The organism is Novosphingobium sp. PP1Y (assembly GCF_000253255.1).
Lineage (GTDB): Bacteria > Pseudomonadota > Alphaproteobacteria > Sphingomonadales > Sphingomonadaceae > Novosphingobium.
Map to the genome: position 1 here is coordinate 682,848 of NC_015583.1, position 19,755 is coordinate 702,602.

General features: G+C 63.4%; 21 protein-coding genes. 8 read left to right on the forward strand and 13 right to left on the reverse strand.

The features are described 5' to 3' along the window. Positions 1-76 precede the first annotated feature (76 nt). Complete coding sequence (locus PP1Y_RS04040; protein WP_013836811.1) at positions 77-2,380, forward strand: TonB-dependent receptor; 2,304 nt, start codon at positions 77-79, stop codon at positions 2,378-2,380. Positions 2,381-2,422: 42 nt separating this feature from the next. Here the strand turns inward: PP1Y_RS04040 and PP1Y_RS04045 are convergent, their stop codons facing one another. Next, positions 2,423-3,037, reverse strand: a complete 615-nt coding sequence (locus tag PP1Y_RS04045) for a TetR/AcrR family transcriptional regulator (protein WP_158511830.1) — start codon at positions 3,035-3,037, stop codon at positions 2,423-2,425. A gap of 299 nt (positions 3,038-3,336) precedes the next feature. Here PP1Y_RS04045 and PP1Y_RS04050 point away from each other — a divergent pair, with 299 nt between their 5' ends. From PP1Y_RS04050 to PP1Y_RS04065, 4 genes are read left to right on the forward strand one after another with little or no spacing between them, the layout of a single operon-like run. Then, positions 3,337-4,131 carry an SDR family NAD(P)-dependent oxidoreductase gene (locus PP1Y_RS04050; protein WP_013836813.1) on the forward strand — a complete coding sequence of 265 codons (795 nt, stop codon included), beginning with the start codon at positions 3,337-3,339 and terminating at the stop codon, positions 4,129-4,131. 16 nt (positions 4,132-4,147) lie between these two features. Then, positions 4,148-5,173 carry an NADP-dependent oxidoreductase gene (locus PP1Y_RS04055; protein WP_051009941.1) on the forward strand — a complete coding sequence of 342 codons (1,026 nt, stop codon included), beginning with the start codon at positions 4,148-4,150 and terminating at the stop codon, positions 5,171-5,173. A gap of 19 nt (positions 5,174-5,192) precedes the next feature. After that, the gene (locus PP1Y_RS04060; protein ID WP_013836815.1) at positions 5,193-6,608 is read left to right on the forward strand and encodes an SRPBCC family protein; all 1,416 of its coding nucleotides are present in this window, start codon (positions 5,193-5,195) and stop codon (positions 6,606-6,608) included. A gap of 38 nt (positions 6,609-6,646) precedes the next feature. Then, a complete protein-coding gene (locus PP1Y_RS04065; RefSeq protein WP_013836816.1) occupies positions 6,647-7,489 on the forward strand; it encodes a helix-turn-helix domain-containing protein in 843 nt (280 codons plus the stop codon). Between the two features lie 7 nt (positions 7,490-7,496). Here the strand turns inward: PP1Y_RS04065 and PP1Y_RS04070 are convergent, their stop codons facing one another. From PP1Y_RS04070 to PP1Y_RS04090, 5 genes are all read right to left on the reverse strand, one after another. Further along, positions 7,497-9,485, reverse strand: a complete 1,989-nt coding sequence (locus PP1Y_RS04070) for an FAD-dependent oxidoreductase (RefSeq protein ID WP_013836817.1) — start codon at positions 9,483-9,485, stop codon at positions 7,497-7,499. A gap of 180 nt (positions 9,486-9,665) precedes the next feature. After that, positions 9,666-9,926, reverse strand: a complete 261-nt coding sequence (locus PP1Y_RS04075; protein ID WP_013836818.1) for a hypothetical protein — start codon at positions 9,924-9,926, stop codon at positions 9,666-9,668. Positions 9,927-10,177: 251 nt separating this feature from the next. Next, positions 10,178-10,981, reverse strand: a complete 804-nt coding sequence (locus PP1Y_RS04080; RefSeq protein WP_013836819.1) for a lipid II flippase Amj family protein — start codon at positions 10,979-10,981, stop codon at positions 10,178-10,180. A gap of 41 nt (positions 10,982-11,022) precedes the next feature. Then, positions 11,023-11,895 carry a sulfite exporter TauE/SafE family protein gene (locus PP1Y_RS04085; RefSeq protein ID WP_041558367.1) on the reverse strand — a complete coding sequence of 291 codons (873 nt, stop codon included), beginning with the start codon at positions 11,893-11,895 and terminating at the stop codon, positions 11,023-11,025. 246 nt (positions 11,896-12,141) lie between these two features. Beyond that, positions 12,142-12,342, reverse strand: coding sequence for a hypothetical protein (locus PP1Y_RS04090; protein WP_007014665.1), 201 nt, complete (start codon positions 12,340-12,342; stop codon positions 12,142-12,144). Between the two features lie 186 nt (positions 12,343-12,528). On the opposite strand from PP1Y_RS04090, the gene treF reads away from it, so the two are divergent. After that, positions 12,529-14,100 (forward strand): alpha,alpha-trehalase TreF, encoded by a 1,572-nt coding sequence (gene treF / locus PP1Y_RS04095; RefSeq protein ID WP_041558560.1) that lies wholly within the window; start codon positions 12,529-12,531, stop codon positions 14,098-14,100. On the opposite strand, the gene PP1Y_RS04100 is transcribed toward treF, so the two are convergent. After that, positions 14,097-14,708, reverse strand: coding sequence for a hypothetical protein (locus PP1Y_RS04100; protein ID WP_013836822.1), 612 nt, complete (start codon positions 14,706-14,708; stop codon positions 14,097-14,099). The genes treF and PP1Y_RS04100 overlap by 4 nt on opposite strands. Before the next feature lie 194 nt (positions 14,709-14,902). Here PP1Y_RS04100 and PP1Y_RS04105 point away from each other — a divergent pair, with 194 nt between their 5' ends. Beyond that, entirely contained in the window at positions 14,903-15,307 is a 405-nt protein-coding gene (locus PP1Y_RS04105) for a heme-binding protein (RefSeq protein WP_013836823.1), read from the forward strand. Between the two features lie 5 nt (positions 15,308-15,312). Here the strand turns inward: PP1Y_RS04105 and PP1Y_RS04110 are convergent, their stop codons facing one another. The 6 genes from PP1Y_RS04110 to PP1Y_RS04130 form a co-directional block, all read right to left on the reverse strand. Next, positions 15,313-16,041 (reverse strand): DUF998 domain-containing protein, encoded by a 729-nt coding sequence (locus PP1Y_RS04110; protein WP_013836824.1) that lies wholly within the window; start codon positions 16,039-16,041, stop codon positions 15,313-15,315. A 167-nt stretch (positions 16,042-16,208) separates the two neighbouring features. Then, complete coding sequence (locus PP1Y_RS26600) at positions 16,209-16,424, reverse strand: Lar family restriction alleviation protein (protein ID WP_083835157.1); 216 nt, start codon at positions 16,422-16,424, stop codon at positions 16,209-16,211. 3 nt (positions 16,425-16,427) lie between these two features. Next, positions 16,428-17,156, reverse strand: a complete 729-nt coding sequence (locus tag PP1Y_RS04115) for an MBL fold metallo-hydrolase (RefSeq protein WP_041558561.1) — start codon at positions 17,154-17,156, stop codon at positions 16,428-16,430. 94 nt (positions 17,157-17,250) lie between these two features. Further along, positions 17,251-17,733 (reverse strand): nuclear transport factor 2 family protein, encoded by a 483-nt coding sequence (locus tag PP1Y_RS04120; RefSeq protein ID WP_013836826.1) that lies wholly within the window; start codon positions 17,731-17,733, stop codon positions 17,251-17,253. Continuing rightward, positions 17,730-18,155 (reverse strand): VOC family protein, encoded by a 426-nt coding sequence (locus tag PP1Y_RS04125; RefSeq protein WP_013836827.1) that lies wholly within the window; start codon positions 18,153-18,155, stop codon positions 17,730-17,732. Before PP1Y_RS04125 ends, PP1Y_RS04120 begins: the two co-directional genes overlap by 4 nt. Then, entirely contained in the window at positions 18,140-18,718 is a 579-nt protein-coding gene (locus PP1Y_RS04130; protein WP_013836828.1) for a pyridoxamine 5'-phosphate oxidase family protein, read from the reverse strand. Before PP1Y_RS04130 ends, PP1Y_RS04125 begins: the two co-directional genes overlap by 16 nt. Positions 18,719-18,798: 80 nt before the next feature. On the opposite strand from PP1Y_RS04130, the gene PP1Y_RS04135 reads away from it, so the two are divergent. Further along, on the forward strand, positions 18,799-19,704 hold the full coding sequence (locus PP1Y_RS04135; protein ID WP_013836829.1) for a LysR family transcriptional regulator: 906 nt from the start codon (positions 18,799-18,801) through the stop codon (positions 19,702-19,704). Positions 19,705-19,755 lie beyond the last annotated feature (51 nt).

Sequence of the window (19,755 nt, forward strand, 5' to 3'; positions counted from 1 at the left end):
TGCGTTAAAGTTATATCGCCCGGCGCCAACGATCGGGCGAAGAACATACAGAATCAATGGGAAGAGGAGTGGGACGATGATTGGCACAATCTCGAAATCTCGCCGTGCAAGCCGGGCAGCCCTGTCGGGAGCCGCAGCGCTTGCTGCCATCGCATGGGCTGCACCTGCCGCCGCGCAGGAGCAAGGCGACGATCAGTCGAAGGCTTCGCAAGCCGATGCGGGCGGGGAGCTGGGCGCGATAATCGTGACCGCGCGCCGCCGCAGCGAAACGCTGCAGAACACGCCGGTCGCAATCACCGCGATCCAGCCCGCCCAGCTCGAGGCCAAGGGCACCCTCGATATCGGCGACCTCCAGGGAACCGCGCCCAACCTGCTCATCACGCAGCAGCCGACGGGTTCATCGGCCGCCAATATCTCGATCCGCGGCATCGCTTTCGCAGACGTCGAGAAGAGCTTCGACCCGGCCGTCGGCATTTATGTCGACGACGTCTATATCGGCACTTCGACCGGGCAGTACCTTGATTTCTTCGACATCGATTCCATCGAGGTCCTGCGCGGCCCGCAGGGCACCCTTTTCGGTCGCAACACGATTGCGGGCGTCATTACCATCCAGCGCACCAAGCCGACGATGACTTTCAGCGGCAAGGGCGAGGCAAGCGTATCCAGCTACGGCACCTTCGGCTTCAAGGGCGTGCTCAACGTGCCGCTGATCGAAGACAAGCTGGGCGTGAAGCTCTTCGAGTTCCACCAGCAAACCGACGGGTACCAGAAGCACTACCTCACCGGTCAGCTCCTGGGTGCGAGCAATACCGAGAACTACGGCGCCGCGATCCGCTTCAAGCCGAACAGTTCGCTGGACATGATCCTGACGCTCGAAAAGCAGGACCAGAATTTCGAATCCTACATGGGCTCGACGATGATCCCGGGCGATGCCTTCTGCAATTTCGTGCCCGCGGGCGCCTGCGGCGGCAATCTGACCGATGACCTCTACACAGTCTATAAGGGCATCGATTCCCCGGGCTTCTACAAGGCCAAGGCTGCCACACTGAACGTGGACTGGAACACCGGGCCGGTCGATATCACTTCGGTTACGTCCTACCGCAAGAGCCGCGAGCATGTGGTTTTCGACATCGGCACGAACGGCCTGTTCATCGCCGACCGTCCCCAGACCTACAAGCAGTTCAGCCAGGAGCTGCGCTTTGCCGGCGACCTGTTCGATGGTTTCGACTATGTCGCGGGGCTCTACTACTTCGAAAGCGATTACGAGCTTGATCAGACGACGACCGTGTTCGGTGCGCCTGCCGGCGGCATCAACGTCATCGGCCATTCGGAAAGCTACGCCGGCTTCGTCGATTTCAACTGGCAGCTGCTCGACACCGTCCGCCTTTCGGGCGGCGGGCGCTATACGCATGACAAGAAGCGCTACCGCTTCCCCCTGATCCTGACCGATCCGGTGAGCGAGAGCTGGAGCAAGTTCACCCCCAAGGTGACGCTCGATTGGCGCCCCAACGATGCGGTCATGCTCTATGGTACGTGGTCGCGCGGCTATCGCTCCGGTGGTTTCAGCGGTCGTGCCGGCACTGCGTTCTCGGCCAGCACGCCCTACGATCCCGAAACGGTCGACAGCTTCGAAGTGGGCGCCAAGACCAAGTGGTGGGACGGCCGGATGACCTTCAACGTCGCCGCCTTCTACACCGACTACAAGGACATCCAGCAAAGCAGCGTCATCACGGCAGCCAACGCACAAGGCAACGAGACGATCGTGGTCAATGCCGCCGGCGCCAAGATCAAGGGCGTCGAGGCCGACCTGGCGGTCGAGCCGATAGATCGGCTAAATCTGCGTGCCGCGCTTGGCTATACGGACAGCAAGTTCAAGGGCTTCATCATCGGCCAGCCGATTACCCAGGCGGACGGCTCTGTGTTCCTGCGTCCGCTCGACTATTCGGGGGTCGATCCGATTTTCGCACCCAAGTGGACTGTCTCGGTCAATGGCGACTACACGATTCCGGTCGGCCAGGTCGACGTCACCCTGTCGGCGGGCTATCGCTACCTTGCGCCTTATGACCAGCAGATCGCGCCCGATCCGGCGCTCTATGGCCAGCTCCTGGCGGACGGGCCGAGCGACGTGCCGTTCATCGTGCCACGCAACGATCCGCGCGTGCGTTCCGATCCGCAGAACCTCGTCGATCTGAGCATCTCGGCGGTCTTCCCGATGAACGACGCAGGCGCCAAGGCGCGCGTGACGGGTTTCGTGCGCAACGTGCTTGACGATCGCGGGCCTTCATTCTCCTTCGCGGTCGCAGCCTATCCGAACCTTTGGCACTATGCCGTACCGCGCGAGCCGCGCGTCTTCGGCGCGTCTTTCGGCATCGAATTCTGACGGAGCCCGGCGCGGCTACTCCTCCCTTGGGGCCCGCCGCCGTCAGCCCTCTGCCGCAAGCTCCTGTCCGTAGCTCAGCTCGGACTGGAGCTTGCGGACATTTTCGACCAGATCCTTGCGAAGCGAAGCACGCGCCAACGGGGTGACGATGCGCAGCGCGCCCAGGAGGGCGAAACCGGTATAGTCCTCGTCCCTGATGTTGCCGCCGGCCCACATGTTCTGCACTGCGACCTGGTCGAACATCATCGAGCGCGCGGTAAAGTCTACGTTGACCCAGGGCTGGACGAGCTTCTCTGCCTTCATTTGTGCGATCGCCTGACAGTGGAGGCGTTCGAAGAAGGCCGTCAGATGGAATTCGTCGGCGGAGCTGACGAGCCGCGGCGCCAGCGCACGCGACAGCTCGGGGGTGTCGAGCACGGCGCGGCAGGTCTGTTCGACGATCGTGATCAGGCGGGCTAGCCCATTGCCCGACAGCATTTCCTCGAAATCCGCGATCAGCGTGTCGAGGCGCAGGGCAACCGCCTGCGCCACCAGGGCCTGCTTGCTGCCGTAGATGTCGTAAAGCGTCTTCTTGGTGACGCCGCTGGCTGCGGCCAGCTCGTCGACGGTGACGGCATCGTACCCGCGCGCCGCGACGAGATGGAGCGTCTGACGCATGATCATCGCGCGCCGCAATAGACGATTTTTGCTTAGTTTCCGGCCTCTGCGATCTGTCGCATATTCGCCGATCCGATCGGCTAGAGCTACCTCAGGCACTCAAAATTTCCTTGTTTTTCGTGAAGATCGTTATGTCTCGTCTATATGCCTTGCCTGGCCGTCGGGGCCAATAGCGTCGATACCTAAACTATAATATAGGATAGTATCGAAGAGTACAGGGCGGGAGCAATCTGCTCGCGAAACCAGTACTGAAAGCAAGCGTGGCCCATCGATGCCGCGCGGCAATGGGAAGGAAAGCGATGGAAGGCAAGGTTCTTCAGGGCAAGGTTGCGATCGTCACCGGCGCGGGTCGCGGAATAGGGCGGGCGATTGCACTCGCCTATGGCGCGGCCGGTGCGAAAGTGGTGGTAGCCTCACGCACGCCCGATACGGTCGAGCGGGTGGCCCGGGAAATCGTCGATGCCGGCGGGACTGCGATCGGGGTCGCCTGCGATGTCGGCCATCGGGCCGAAGTCATGGCCTGCGTCGACAAGGCGGTCGAGTCCTTCGGCACAGTGCATATCCTCGTCAACAATGCGCAAGGTTTCGGCACCGAGGCCGATCCCCAGCCCTCGACCGTCTTCGTTGCCTGTGAGGAAACCGACGAGGACGAGTGGGAATATACCTTCCGGACCGGCGCGACGGCCAGCCTGTGGTTCATGAAGGCCTGCTTTCCCCACATGAAGAAGGCCGGCTGGGGCAAGATCATCAACTTCGCGTCGAGTTCGGGGCAGATCGGGTTCGAGGGCAATACCTGTTACAACGCTACCAAGGAGGCGATCCGCGCACTTTCACGCACCGCCGCGCGCGAGTGGGGGCAGTACGGGATCAACGTCAATATCATCAATCCCGCGCTGGAGACGCGCGCCTTCGACAAGTGGAAGCAGGCTCGCCCGGAATTCGTCGAGGCCCTGAAGGAGAAGATCCCGATGCGTCGCCTGGGCGATCCCGAACGCGATGCCGGACCGCTTGCCGTGTTCCTTGCGAGCCCGGGGTCGGACTACATCACCGGCCAGACCGTCATGCTCGAAGGCGGCATGCATACGCTGCCCTGATCGCAAGGAGGCAGCGATGCGCAATGTCCCTAACCGCCTTTGGCAGGTGGGCAAGCCCAACGACGATACCGCTGGCGGCATGGCGCTGGTGCGCGGTCATTTCGAGCGCGGCGAGGGCCCAGTGCCCGAAGTCGGCGAAGGGCAGGTGCTGGTAAGGGCGGAGTACTTCTCGCCCGACGCCATGAACCATGCCTGGGTGCGCGGCATGCCGGGCAAGTTCGACCCGCTCGCTCCCGGCGCGACGATGCGCGGGGGCATTGCCGGGACGATCGTCGAGAGCCGCAATGCCGACTGGACAGAGGGTACGCGTGTGACCGGCTTCCTCGACTGGGCGGACTATTCGCTCAGCGACGGTACCGACCACATGGGTGTGCCACTCCAGCGCATTCCCGAGGGTGTAGCCACGGCCAGCGGCCTTGTGACATTGGGGATGAGCGGGGTTTGCGCCTGGCTGGGGCTGGCCCATTTCACCCGGCCACGACCCGGCGATACCGTGTTGGTCTCGGGTGCTTCGGGCGGAATCGGATCGATTGCCGGACAATTGGTCCCCCTCTTCGGAGCGCGGCCCGTGGGCATTGCCGGTGGGCCGGAGAAATGTGCGGCCGCGCTCGAAAGCGGCTTCGATGCCATGGTCGACTACAAGGCTGACGACTTGCCCGGCCAGATCGCCAGGGCCTGCCCCGGAGGTGTCGACCTGTTTTTCGACAATGTCGGCGGACCGCTGCTCGATGCTGCGCTCGTCAACATGCGGCACTACGGACAAGTGCTGATCTGCGGCGGGACTGCGCATTACGGGGCCAAGCCGGAGCCGATCTACAACCACATCTACATGGCGATGAGTTCGCTGACGATGCGCGGCTTCTTCTACTTCGACCACGTCGACCTGTGGGAGGAGGGGCGCCAGCGTCTCGCCCGCTGGCTGGTCGAAGGGCGCATTCACGAATGGCTCGATATCTCGGAAGGCTTCGAGACCGTACCCGATGCCGCACTCGCCGGTTTCCATGGCGGGGTAAAAGGCCGCAAGCTCGTGAAGATCGCCTGATGCAAGGAAACGACTGACCATGGCGGAGAGGGATCCCGAATTGACTGACGGTAGCGCGCGCAGCAAGGGCATCGACTGGAACGGGTTGATGGCTCTCGATTCCCGCGCGGTTCCGGATTTTCTGACAAAGGAAAGCTACACCTATCGCGGCTCCGAGCCGGTCCCGGCCGAACGCTACACCAGCGAGGAAATCGCGAAGCTGGAGCGCGAGAAAATGTGGCCGTACGTGTGGCAATTTGCCGCACGTGAAGAGGACTTGCCCGAGCCGGGCGACTTCGTGGTCTATGAGAACGCCGGGCGCACGTACCTCGTCGTGCGGCAGGAGGACGGTTCGATCCGTGCGATGCACAACGTCTGCCTCCACCGTGGTCGCAAGCTGCGCACCGAAGACGGCAGCGCCGACAAGTTCGTCTGCCCCTTCCATGGCTTTGCCTGGAACAAGGACGGCTCGTTCAATTCGATGCCCTGCCAGTGGGACTTCCCGCATCTCAAGGAAAAGGAGATGGGGCTTCCCGAAGCCGAAGTGGGCCGCTGGGCGGGCTACGTCTTCATCCGCGAGGAAAAGGGCGGGCCGAGCCTTGAGGAATACCTCGCGCCGCTGCCCGAGCACTTCAAGCGCTGGCGGCACGAAGAATGCGCGACCGTCATGCGCGTGGCCAAGGAAGTCCCGGCGAACTGGAAGGTCGTGATGGAGGCCTTCATGGAGGCCTGGCACACGATCGTCACCCACCCGCAGCTGTTGCCATTCACCGGGGACTGCAACGCGGGCTATCGCACGTACGGTGACAACGTGAACGTCAATCTGGTGCCCTTCGGGATCATGAGCCCGCATATTGCCGAAGGGCAGGGCGAGCAGTGGATCGTCGACGAATTCGCCAAGTATAACGGGCGCTCCTCGGACAATTACGATCCCGAAGCGGACCCGATGGCGATCACCGTCCCCGAGGGGCAAACCGCGCGCGAGGCCTTGGGCGAGGCGATGCGTGCCGTCTATACCGAACAGACCGGCTACGATCATGCGGACGCCAGCGACTGCGAATTGCTGGATGGACTGGTTTACAACGTCTTCCCGAACTTCGCACCGTGGGGCGGGTTCATGCCGAACATCGTCTATCGCTGGATCCCGGGAGAGACGCCCGATACCTGTGTGATGGAAGTGCGCATACTCGCGCGCGTGAAGAAGGGCCAGCCCGTGCCGCACGGCGCTCCGCCCAGGTATCTCACGCTCGACCAGAAATGGACCGAGGCACCTGAACTGGGAATGCTGGCGGAAGTCTTCGAACAGGACATGGAGAATCTGCCTTACGTCCAGGCCGGGTTGAAGGCCTCCAAAAGCGGCAAAGTGAACTACGCCAATTACCAGGAAATACGCATCCGGCAGTTCCAGGACACCATGACGAAGTACGTGACGGGAGAGCCTGGCGACAGGGCCTGAACGCGTGCCGAGGAGGAGGAGAAGGCAAGATGATCTCAATGAGCAGGCTGCCCGCGAGGCAACGGCCGTCATCGGTGATCGAGGTCGAATTCAGGCGTGTGCGTCGACCCGTCGGCGAGCTGACCCTGGCCGAACTGGATGCCGTGCGGATTTCCGGCGAGAGCGACATTCGCCCGGCAGCCGAGTTCCTGCGTGACCTGGCGGCAGCCAAGGGACTGCGCGTCGCTTGTGCACATGACCTGACCGACAAGCGAACGCCCGTCGATGCGGCGGGCAACGTGCTGGCCCGCGATGTTTTCGGCTGGGAGGCTGACGAGGAAGTCTGGTGGCGCAATTCGCGCATCGCCCTGCAATCGCCGATAACCATGGCCTGCCGGTTCGAAACCGAACCTTTCTGGGTCAACGCCGAGGGTTTCCATGCGCATGCGGTGAACCATTATCTCGATGCGATCGACCTTGTCGACTTCGAGGCCCGGGCCTTGACCAGCGCCGCAATCGTTGTGCCGGTGCACATGGCGTTCGGCCAGATCGGCGTTGTCTGCCTGACGCCGCAGGACCAGTCGCGCACGGACCTGTCGGACATCTTCGCCGCCCATGGTGACATGCTGGCGATCTATTCGCGGCTTTTCGTGACGACATACGTCAAGTTGATGGGCGGGGCGCAGGCTCTGCCTGCGGGCGCGCTGCTGTCCAAGCGAGAAGTCGAGTGCCTGCGCTGGGCCGCGCTGGGCAAGACCGATCTGGAAATCGGCATGATCATCTCGCGCTCGCGCGCGACGGTGCGCTTTCACATCCACAATGCCTCGCTCAAGCTCAATGCGGTGAATCGTTGCCAGACGCTCTTCAAGGCCTCGCAGTTGGGCTACATCACCTTGGGTTGAGGGCGAATTACAGGCTGCGCGCGGCCATGTGTCCTTCGCGGATTGCGGTCTGCAGATAGCGCGGGCTGCGCACGTCGCCCACAGCGATCACGGGGAAGGGGGCATCGCCCAGTTCGTCGAGCAGGTCCCGATTGGGCGCATTGTGCGAGACGAACACGACCGTATCGGCATCGATGTGGAAGGCCCCGCCGCCGAAGCGTTGCCTGACCTCCACGCCGCCGTCGCCGACCCCGAGCAATTCGCCATAGGTGACGAGGCGCAGGTTCCCGTTCGCGGCCAGCCGTTCGAGCGCGGCTTCATCGCTGAGCGCGGGTTCGAGGCCGGGGGCGAAGGACTTGTGGGGTGTCACGAAGGTTACCGCGAGGCCTTTGGCGACGAGGTATTCGGCAGCGGCGACTGCTTCGTAGTGCCCGGTATCGTCGAACACGACGGCGCGGCTCCCCCAATGGCGGTTGCTGCCCTCGGTCAGCACTTCATGGCTCGAGACGACTGAACCATGATCCATGCCCGTGGCTACGAGGCCGGGCGAGCGGTGCTGCGCGCCGTCCAGGCGCGGCAGTGAACCGGTCGCCACGATGACGGCATCGGGCGCGTAGTCTGCGATGTCCTCGGCATCGATGTAGGTCGACAGGCGGATGTCGACGCTGCAGCGGCGCACCTCGCGCTCCAGCCAGTGCACGATATCGGCGATCCCGGCGCGCCGGGGTGCGAGTGCGGCGATATTGACGGCGCCGCCCAGATGGGGGGAGGCCTCCGCGAGCACGACCTTGTGGCCACGCATGGCGGCAACCCGGGCAGCTTCCAGTCCCGCAGGTCCGCCGCCGACGACCAGCACCCGCCTCGGGTCGGCCGATGGCCGGATCAGCTCTTCCGACAACGAGGCTTCCATCCCGACCGCGACATTGACGGTGCAGCCTATCTGGCCGCGAGTGAGCAGGCCGCCGATACAGCCGTGGTTGCAGCCGATGCACGGACGCACGTCGTCGGCCCGTCCCTCCATGGTCTTGTGCACGAGTGCGGGGTCGGCGATGTGCGCGCGGGTCATGCCGACCAGATCGCCGTCGCCTTCGCGGATCACCTGCTCGGCTTCCTCAAGTGTGCGGAAGCGACCCGTGACAATGACCGGGACCTTGCTGGCGTGGGCCGCGGGCCGGTCGCCCTCCAGTTCATAGCCCGCCGGCTCGTGCATGGCCCCGATGATCTTGTGCGGATTGTAGTCGGTACCTGAGGAGAGATTGAGGAAGTCTATGAGTCCTCTTTCCGTAAAATGGCCGGCAATGTGCCTGACGTCATCGGGCGAAAGTCCGCCTTCGAACGGCTCGCTGCTCAGGCGGACGCCCAGCGCCATGGTGTCGGGGATTGCTGCACGAACCGCCTCGAGCAGCCTGACCGGGAGGCGGATGCGGTTCTCGAAGCTGCCGCCGTAGGCATCCTCGCGCCGGTTGTAGAGAGGTGAGAGGAACTGCTGCAGGAGGTAGCCATGCGCCATGTGCAGTTCGACGCCGTCGAGCCCGCCATCGGCACAGTCGCGCGCTGCCTTGACGTAGCATTCGACGAGGAAATCCATCTGTGCAAGCGTCATTGGCTGCGACGGGATGCCGACCATGGCCCCGACACTGTCCGACGAGGACCACGGGGGCGAGCCGTCCAGTTCGGGAACCTCGTTGCCGAGGTGGCCGATCTGCTGGAAGATCTTCATGCCGTGCGGTGCGCATTGCGCGGCGAGATCCCGGTAGCCTTCGACCAGACCCGGCGCGCCGGAAACGAGGAAGGGGTAAGCGCTGGAGCCCACGGCAAGGGCTTCGATGATGGTCAGCCCCACGCCGCCTTTTGCGCGCTCGACGTGGTAGGCGATCAGGGCCGGATTCATCGTCCCCTTGCCGATTCCGGTGCCATGCCCGGTGCGCACCACACGGTTCGGAACGCGGACCGGCCCGATCGCGATAGGCGACAGGACGTGTGACAGGTTGGCACGCGCGTTCTCGACCAGATGCATGATCCCTCTCCTCTCGCTGCAGCGCTCGCCGCTCGCGCGGCCTTGCTGCTGGGTTCAGTTGAGGGGAGGCCCGAAGAGCGCGCAACCTGCCAAATGGCTAGTCGATCGCGCGCATGGGCTCAGGAGCTTTCCGTCAGGAGGCCGCAGGAGGAGGAGTGATCCGGCCCTGCTCTGTGCAGGTCAGGCTGAAATCGACTGGACCCGCAAGTGGTCGCTTACATCGATGACCGTCAGCGAATTGCCTTCCAGCCGGTCGAGATCGCTGAAGGCTTTTTCGATGGCGACGCGCTTTTCCAGGATCAGGCGCGCGACGCCTTCGGTCAGGCCGCCTTCATCGCCCACGCGCCCCAGTGCGGCCGCGATGTCGGCCACGATGGCGCTCGACGGTTCGTAGTGGAGATTGCCCTTTTCGTCTCTGTAGGCTTCGATCACGGATGCCATAATGCCCTCCTCGCCATGGCCCGCGCAAAGTGATGGCGAGCCGGGTTTCAACACGGATATTGGCAACCCTTGCGGCGGGAGAATCGGTGATCTCGCGCAGGGTTCAGGATAGCGTAAAACTGCCCGCGGAGTCAGCTTTTGCGATGAGCTGACGCGGCGACCTGCATTCCCCAATGCTTTCAGCGAGCTGCAGCAACAGGCACTGGGGAAGGACAGGATCCGCGGCAAGAATGCGCTCGCGGCCGCTGCGATCAGACTGCGAAGGCGATCCAGGCGACGAGGTGGGCGGCAGGTACGAAGAAGGCCTGCGCGAGCACGGTTCCGGCGAGGCGGCTGAAGCTGATCCAGACGATCGTGCGGCGAAAAAGCGGATCGCTGACCCGGCCTTCGACGACGTCGTCGGTCATCACCGAGAGCTGCGGATCGATCAGCGCGAAGAGCAGGATCGTCGCAAAGCCGTTGATCACGGCAGATAGCTGCGAGGCGGTCACGCGATATTGCGGATTGAGGTAACCGGCATAGAGCGAGGCCAGTACACCGACTGTGATCAGTGCCTGTGCCAGGCAATTGGCCAACAGGACACCCCAGCCAACGCCCCGCGGCCTGGCCAGCTCGCGCAAATGCTCAAGGCGCGGGGCGCGCACCGATGTGCGGATCGAGCGCAAGCCGGCTGGAGATGCGGCACGCAGCAACATGCGGCTGGTCGAGCGGTGGCGCTGGAAATAGCCGATGGCATTGACGAAGAGGCGCTGGCTAGTCGGGATCAGTGCGATCCCGAGGGCAACGGCGAGTGTTGCCGACATCAGCACCATGCGGAAGTCGCCCAGCAGTGCATCGCCGCCGCCGATCGCCAGCCGGCTTTCGATCCGCTTGGCAAGGAAGGGCCCAAGGAAACTGTTCGAGGTGCGGCTGACGAGGACGAGGATGTTGAAGAGGGCAAAGCTCATCGCGATCCTGCGCGTGCGCACCCCGGCGATGCGCGCTGCGTAGGCCAGCGTTCCGATCAGGTTGATGCCTGCAGTGAGCAGACAGATGACCACGAGTTGCACGTCCATGTGTTCAAGCCTTCAACCGGCGGGCCATCGGGTCACCGGCGTCACTTCTGACCCGAGCTCCCCGGCGCCGCAAGAGTGCCGGTGGCGGAACTTGCGGATGACTTTGCCCCCGCTTCGGCAGGCGAAGACGCCTTGACGAAAAGCTGCCACGACGAAAGCGCCAGGACGATTGCGAGCAAGGGCCTCAGGATCCTTTCGGGTGCGCGGGTGGACAGCAGGCTTCCGACAATCACTCCGGGAATGGAGCCGACGAGGAGGTTCGTCAGCAAGGTGCCGTCGACATCTCCGATGATCCAGTGGCCGAAGCCTGCAATCAGGGCGAGCGGCACGGCATGGGCGATGTCCGAGCCGACGATGCGGACCATAGGCAGGCGCGGGTAAAGCATCAGCAGGATCGTTACGCCGATCGCGCCTGCACCCACCGAAGAGATTGAGACGGCGGTGCCGATCGCCGCGCCGAGCACGACGGTAGCGCCGGTCACCCGAGATGTCGGCTCAAGCGGTCCGCGGTCTTTCGCAAAACGGGCGAGACGGCTGCGGAAGATCACGGTGCATGCGGTGATCGCCAGCAGAAGGGCCAGTGAGAACAGGATGATATGCTGGCTGCGGTCGCTGACCTTGCCAAGATTGGCAATGATCGCAAGCGTCAGGATCGTGGCGGGAACGCTGCCATAGGCCAGCCTGCGCACGATCTTCCAGTCCACCGTATCACGCCAGCCGTGTACTGCCGTACCGGTAATCTTGGTCATCGCGGCATAGAGCAGGTCGGTACCTACCGCCGTCTGGGGGCTGACCCCGAACATCAGGACCAGCAGCGGTGTCATCAGCGAACCGCCGCCAACGCCGGTCATGCCAACGAGCAGGCCGACCAGAAGCCCCGCCAGGGCATGAAGCAGATCCAGTTGATCAAGCATGTTCCAAGACCCCCAAAAATCCCGGCGCGCGCAAGAGCATCGGTGCTCGTCCGCCCGGAATCCCTGTTGCGTGGTTTAAACTCTACCTATGTAATAGACAAATGGAGATTCACTTTCACGGCGCGAAGAGCAGATTTGCCTGAAGCGGACGGTCTGCGACCGGTGCGCTTGACCCGCTAGAGGCAGGGCTCGCACCCTGCCTCATGATGGATGGGAGTGTCTCGTATCCGCTTTCCGGCGCGGTGATCAGCTCTTGGGCGTAACCCAGACTTCGACAGGAGTGATGAACTTGCCGGGAGCAGGCTTGCCGACATGGACACGGTCGGCGGTCACCTGTTCACCATTCTCAAGGTGAAAGGTGACCCAGGGCTTGGGCATCCGTTCGAATTTCATCTTCTGGATCGCAAGACCCGTGGTCGAATTCATGATCGTGGCAATGATACTCATGTCCGGCCGTTAGCCGGGCCGCGATTGCCGCGTCCAGTCGGTACGGCGGGTTATCCTGTGGTTGGCAAAGCCGCCCGCCGCTATGCCTTGCCTCGCACCTGGAGGAAGGCCCCTGCGGACGATTTCTCTGATCCTGCACTTTGCGTTATGCCACTGCTTTACAAGGTCAATGGAGGAGATGACGCGATGAGGCAGGCCTTGCGCCGTTTTTCGAGACTGGCCGCTCTCATGCTGGCTTGCGCTGCGCTGGGCAATGCGCCGCCGCCATCGCCGGCCGAGCTTTTCGGCAACCTCTTCATAGCGGTGCAGGAGCGCCGTATCTTCGATGACAACAAGACCTTTGCCGATGCCATCCCGCAAAAGCCGCCTGCCGAAATCATGACCGACTACCGCGCTGCGCCCCCAGTGGACGACAAGGCGCTCAGGTCTTTCGTCCTCGAACGCTTTACCGTGCCCGGTGTCAACGATTCCGGGAAAGCGGGCCTGCGCGCGCATATTCGCAACCTCTGGCCGCAACTGGTTCGCCAGCCAGCACCCGTGATCCCGGGCGAATCGCGCATTGCGCTTCCGGGCCCCTATGTCGTGCCCGGCGGGCGCTTCCGCGAGATCTATTACTGGGACAGCTATTTCACCATGCTGGGTCTTGCCGCGGATGGCGAACATGCGCTGGTGGAATCGATGCTTGACGATTTTACCAGCTTGATCGAGCGCTTCGGCCATATCCCGAACGGCACGCGCACCTACTACGTCAGTCGATCGCAGCCGCCTTTCTTCGCCCTGATGCTCGACATTTCGAAGGAGCCCGATGCGGCAGTGCAGGCACGCCGGCTGCAGGCGCTGCGCAGCGAATACGCGTTCTGGATGGCAGGAAGTGCGTGCGCCGGGCGGCAGAGGGCTTGCTTGCGCGTCGTGCGCATGCCCGATGGCAGCCTCCTCAACCGTTACTGGGACAACCGCGACAGCCCGCGCGATGAATCCTTTGCCGAGGACCGGGCGAGCGCAAACGCGGCTTCGGGGCGACCTTCCGGGCAGATCTATCGCGATTTGCGCGCCGCTGCGGAAAGCGGCTGGGATTTCTCCTCGCGCTGGCTGGCCGATGGCAGGACGCTTCCCACGATACGCACGACCGAAGTCGTCCCCGTCGATCTCAATGCGTTGCTCTGGGCGATGGAGCGGCGCATTGCCCGGGGCTGCGGTGAGGCAGGCGATGCTCCTTGCTCGCAGGACTTCGCGCATCGCGCGGATCGTCGCAAGCGGGCTATGGATCGCTTTCTGTGGCAGGCAGGCGAAGGCCGCTATGCCGACTGGCTGCTTGCCGAAGGGCAGCCTTCGGCCACGCTATCGGCCGCAACGCTCTATCCGCTCTTTGTCGGTATGGCTTCAAGGCAGCAGGCCGATGCCGTTGCCGAGCTCACCCGCGCAAAACTCCTCGCGCCCGGTGGACTCAGGACGACGCTGACACGTACCGGGCAGCAATGGGATGCTCCGAACGGCTGGGCGCCGCTGCAGTGGATCGCGGTGAGCGGCCTCGATCGCAATGGCCATGGAGGGCTTGCCCGAACGATTGCCATGCGCTGGACCGCGACCGTTGAACGCACTTATGAAGGGACGGGCAAGATGCTGGAGAAGTACGACGTTGAGGAAAGCCTTCCCGGCGGCGGCGGAGAATACCCGTTGCAGGACGGATTCGGCTGGACCAACGGCGTCGCCAGCGCACTGCTCGATCGTTACCCAGCCCTCGAACGGGCAGCGCCCTAGTCGTTCGCCTGGTCTTTGTCGGGGGCAGCCTGCGTCATGACCTTGTAGGCGCCTTGCATCAGGGCGGTGACTTCGTCGTTGCTCAGGACATGATGCGGTTCGTAGCCAAGGCCCACCCGCCCGGTGTGTCGCCAGAGATCGACGTATAGCCCCTTGTTGGGACCGAACGTAGAGAGGATATGCCGGGCGAGCCTGGCCGGCCCCGTGCTTGAATAGGCCGTGCGGAAAATCGATATGTCGACGATGTAGGGGCCGATCATTGCCCAGACGTGGCCGTCCCAATCCGGATTGGACGCCGCGAAGACCTGCGCTCCGTCAATGGGTTCTCGCTTGCCGAAGACCGGGACACCTTCCACTGTCAGCGTGCCTGCGACAAGATAGACCGGCGCGCTCAGGCGCCCTTCAAGGCTTACGGCGAGGGCGGCGCTCATCAGGGCACATGCACCCGGGATTGGAGGAAATACCTTGAGCAGGTCGACCGCGCGCGCCGACAGCGCGGCGCGATCGCTGTCCGACATCCGGTAGGCCTTGAATGCCTTGGCTGCGGGCCATCCATGGTCGATGGATACGAGCTTTCCAAGCTCGGCGAGATTACGGGCAATCGACATGCGGGCCCCCTAGGCCCATCCTTGCAGGGATGCCAGCGGGATCGAGCGCGGCGATGCTTTCAAGCGAAGGGTCTCCAAACCGGAGGCACATTCGTTCTGGCGTGCGGCGTCCGCGCTGCTAAGGGCTCTGCCCTGCACCTCACCAGAACCGCTCCGATTATCCTGGTCGGAGCGTGCAAGCGGAATGGAAAGTCATGAAAACCAAGCACAGTCTCGAAGCCGCCGACGTCAAGGCGATCCTTGCTGCCGCAGAAGCCGAAGCCGTCACGAACGGCTGGGCCGTGGCGATCGCCGTCGTCGATGACGGGGGGCACCTGCTTGGTATGCTGCGCCTCGACGGGGCCGCCCCGAGCACTGCGCACATGGCCCCGGCCAAGGCGCTGACCTCGATCATGGGCCGGCGCGAATCCAATGTCTACGAGGAGATGATCCGCAACGGCCGCGTGTCGATGCTGTCGGCACCGGCCATGGGGGCGCTGCTCGAGGGCGGCGTGCCGATCGTGGTCGATGGCGATTTCGTGGGCGCGGTGGGCGTCTCCGGCGTCAAGTCCGACCAGGACGCCCAGATCGCCAAGGCGGGTATCGCCGCGATCGTTTGACGCGATCAGGTCGCGCCGGTTTCGGCCGGCGCGGCTGTTTCGAACCTTGAGCCGGCGACTAGAAGCGTCAGGCCTGTCACGATCTCCCAAGCGGTGATCGGGTATATGCTGGCTCGTTCCAGTACGCCGTCGGGCAGGACGGCCGCACCCCCGATCCGATTGAATTCGAGCAGGGCAAGGCTGCCCAGTCCGAACAGGCCAAGCGCTGCACTCGCCCTCTGCCAGGCCAGCGGCAGGCCCAGGCGCCGTGCAAGCATGGCCGCGGCAATCAGTGCGAAGTTTCCGCCCAGTATCGCCAGGGCTGCGCCAAGGACATGGTATTGACCGATGCCTGAAACCAGCTCGCGGCTGCCGCTGTGAACGAGCCCGACCAGTACCGTTCCGGCTGAGTGAATGAGGGCCAGCGCCAGAAAGATTGCGGCCCATGGTTTTACGCTGCTCGTCGCTCCGACTTTCGTTCTTGGCATGAGCCAGACAGCGACCACGCTCGCCGCGGCGAACAGCGCGCCGTCGAGGATGAACCCGCACCAGTTCATGACCCAGGCAAGACCGGAGCGCAGCACGCGGCCGTCGATGACATCGGCATAAGGCACGCCAAGATCGCTGACGTAGTTGCTCGCATAGCTATAGCCCGGGAAGGCGGCAGCGGAGATCATCTCGGCTGACAGGTAACACAGGCCTGCAAGGAGCCACAGCCATGCGGCCGGACGCGATTGATGCGATTCACCGTTCATTTGCAGTGGGTGCCCTGATCTGCCGTGCAATTTCAGTCGCCTGCGCGCCGCATCGGCCGATGCTTACGCTCATGCTATTGTTCGAAAAGCAATCGTCGGCAAGGTTCGCAACCGGCTGGCGAGACCTCTTGCTGGCAATGTGATAGCCAGTCAGGGCCTGTATCCTCTTACACTCTCCCGTTCCACAGCTTCGCGGCTTCCTCGTGCTCCGACCGGGGCGGGCCTTCCGCGCCGCATGTCTTGCACATGACCGAGAATTGCCGCGCATAGACATGCTCGAAGTAACCCACATCACGTGAGCCGCAGAAAGGGCACGCCTTCAGATTGGAACAGGCGGGCCCGGAATATGCCCGCGGTTGATCGCCCGTCGCCGTTGCGCGCATGGCTCAGGCGGCCAGGGCCCTTGCAAGGTCACCCAGAAGCCGCTCGCCGTCGCCGCGCCAGGCGCTGCCGTGCATGCAGGCCAGGACCTGCGGCCTGCTGGCAGCCAGACGAGCCAGTGTCGGCCCGGTCTCGGGTGCGTGGGCATAATAGTCCATGACCTGGCGGAACGCCTCGCTGGGGCCGAGGATATTGCCTTCGGTCAGGACCTCACGGCCTTCGCCGGGCTGTGTGAACAGGTCGCCGCAGAACAGGGTGCGCGTGCTCCTTTCGAACAGAAAGCCGTTGTCCCAGCCATGGGGCACGTGCGGTGCATCGAACCACTGCACGTCCCGGCCGCCCAGATCGAGCACCTCGTCTTCGGACAGGACCTTCGGCGGGCGGCTGGCGATGTCTCCGATCGACGTCATGGCGCCTACCGCGCTGCACAGCGGCACGGCGTCGGGCGCGCAGGCGAGCCATTCGTTGAGCGAACCGCACTCGTCCGCCTCCATGTGGCAGAAGCCGACATAGCGAAGCCGCGAGCAGGGCATGACCTGCTCGACAGCTTGGCGCACGACCGGGAAAAGCTGGCGCGGACCGGTATGGAAGAGGAGGGGGCGTTCCGCCTCTACAAGGTACTGGTTGAAGGAGAAGGCCGTATTTTCGTCTATCGCCACCGGCGTATTGATGCGCCAGATCCCCTCTGCCACCTCGCCAATGTTGGTGCGGGTTTCCTTGTTGGTCATGCCCATCGCGCAGGACTCCTTACGCGCATCGCCCATTAGCCCTGCCTTATGCCCCTTTTCGCGGCTTCTGTCGCCCCCGAGCCCCCTGCATGAGAAGCTTTCAAAGGCCCAAATCGGAAAGGCCGGGATGATCGGCCGGTCGAGGACCGATGGGCCAGCGGAACAGGCGATCCTCTTCTGCGATCGGCAGGTCGTTGATGCTGGCAATGCGGCGTTCCATTAGCCCCTCCGCATCGAACTGCCAGTTCTCGTTGCCATAGCTGCGGAACCATTGCCCGGCATCGTCGCGCCATTCGTAAGCAAAGCGCACGGCGATGCGGTTGCCGTCGTGGGCCCAAAGTTCCTTGATCAGACGGTAGTCGTTTTCCTTCTCCCACTTGCGTGTCAGGAACGCCAGGATGGCCTCGCGACCCTGCAGGAACTCGCTGCGATTTCGCCAGATGCTGCCGGGCGTATAAGCGAGGGCGACCTTGGCGGGATCGCGGCTGTTCCAGCCGTCTTCGGCGGCCTGCACCTTATCGGCGGCGCTGGCGGCGGAAAACGGGGGCAAGGGCGGTCGGGTCACGGTTCGGCCTCCGGTCATGCAAAAGGTGTCGCGAATTCGATGCGAATGCCGCCGGGCATCGCGCAGATGAAATGCCTTGTTCGCGATCCCGCGCGGATCGGTTCGGGGGCAAATTCGATACGCGTGCCGGGATGGTTGCGGACGCGTTCGAATACAATGTCCAGGCGTTCCTCGTCCGGTACGCTCAGGGCAAGGTGGTGAAGGCCGATGTTGCTGCGTCGGTCGAAGTCTCGCGCCGACCGCGGATCCGCCACTTGCCACAAGGTCAGCAAGGTGGTGCCATCGGATACGAAAGCTGCAGGATAGTCCGGCACTTCGCCGACCCGTTCGAAGCCGAGGGCATCGAGGAAGAAGCCGCAGGCTTCCTCCAGGTCGCGCACGGCAAGACCTACGTGATGGGCGCCCTTTGTAAGCTTCGTGGGGGTCAGATCTGTGGCCACTCTCCGCTCCTTTGCATGTTGGCGATGTCCTGCGCCGTCCAGCGCGGCGTGATATGTTGCGGGCAATTCCAGTCGAAGGCGACGACGTTGATGACGAAGGCGCCTTCCGGAATTGCCGAATAACCTTCCGGCATCAGCGCAAGGACCGTTTCGGGATCCTCGGAAACCGCGATGCGGCTGGCGTGGCCGATCAGTTTGAGCCTTCGCCGCGCCGGGTAATCGACAAGGATGAGAGCGACGCGATCCTCCTCTGCGACGTTCCCGGCCGACATGTACTGGCGGTTCCCGCGAAAGTCGGCAAATCCGATCCGATTGGCGCCAAGTTGGCGCAGGAAGCCCGCCGGCCCTCCGCGATGCTGAACGTAGGGCCAGCCGTCTGCGGTGACACTGGCCATGTATAAGCTGTCCCGTGCGGCGATGAATTCGGCCTCCCGTTGCCCAAGGGGATCGGGAAGTGCGTCAGATCGCGATTCCATTGCCGCATAGGAAGCGCGCGATCCGGCCTGCGCCTGCATGGCCCGTGCTGCCTTCCCGAGCATTGTCGTGAGAAAGTTCGCCGTCATGGCGGGACAATTACCACTCGCCCGATTTTGTGATAATGATCAAAATATGACAGTCACTATTTCATAATATAGAATAATAGATGGATCGCTTCGAGGCCTTGAGCACTTTCGTCGAGATTGCCGAGCACGGGAGTTTTGCCGGTGCGGCTCGGGCGCTTGGCCAGTCACCGGCAAAGATGACGCGGACCATCGCGGCGCTAGAGGCGCATCTTGGCGTCACCCTGTTTCACCGTTCAACCCGGAGCGTAGCACTTTCGCACGAGGGGGCCGCCTTGCTCGAGCGCGCGAGGGGATTGCTCGCAGACTTGCGCGAGGCCGAGCATCTGGTGATGGGCCGCGGCGCCGCGCCGCAGGGGGAACTGCGCGTGACCGCACCTGTGCTGTTCGGGCGCATGCATGTCCTGCCCGTCGTTGCTGGGCTGTTGGCTGACCATCCCGGTCTGTCGGCAAGGATGATGCTGCTCAACCGCAATGTGCGCATAGTCGAGGAAGGTATCGACGTCGCCGTACGCATCGGAGAACTATCTGACAGCACGCTGATGCGGGTGCGGCTCGGCGCGGTACGGCAGGTGATCGTGGCCAGCCCCAGTTACCTTGAACAGCGCGGAACGCCTACCGAGCCTGCCGAACTGGCTGGGCATGATTGCATCGACGGTTCCTCTATTCGGCCGGACAATGTCTGGCGGTTCGGTGAGGACAGGTCGCTCAAGGTCGAAGTGCAACCCCGATTGTTGATCAACGACATTGCCGCGCGCATCGCGGCTGCCGAGGCGGGAGCCGGTGTGGTCAATGTGCTCAGTTATCAGGTGGCAGAGGCGCTGCGGGTCGGCCGATTGGTCAGCCTCCTTGAAGATCGGGCGCCCCCGCCCCTGGCCGTGCAACTGCTCTACCATCCCAGCCGTGCGGCAATGCCCGCCGTGCGCGCCTTCATCGAAGCGATGAGAGCACGCGCGACCCGGGATGCGTGGCGCGACAACCGCTGGTGACGCACATTTGCGCCGCGGCGCTTCGGTACTCATCGTTCAGCTAGTTGTTCG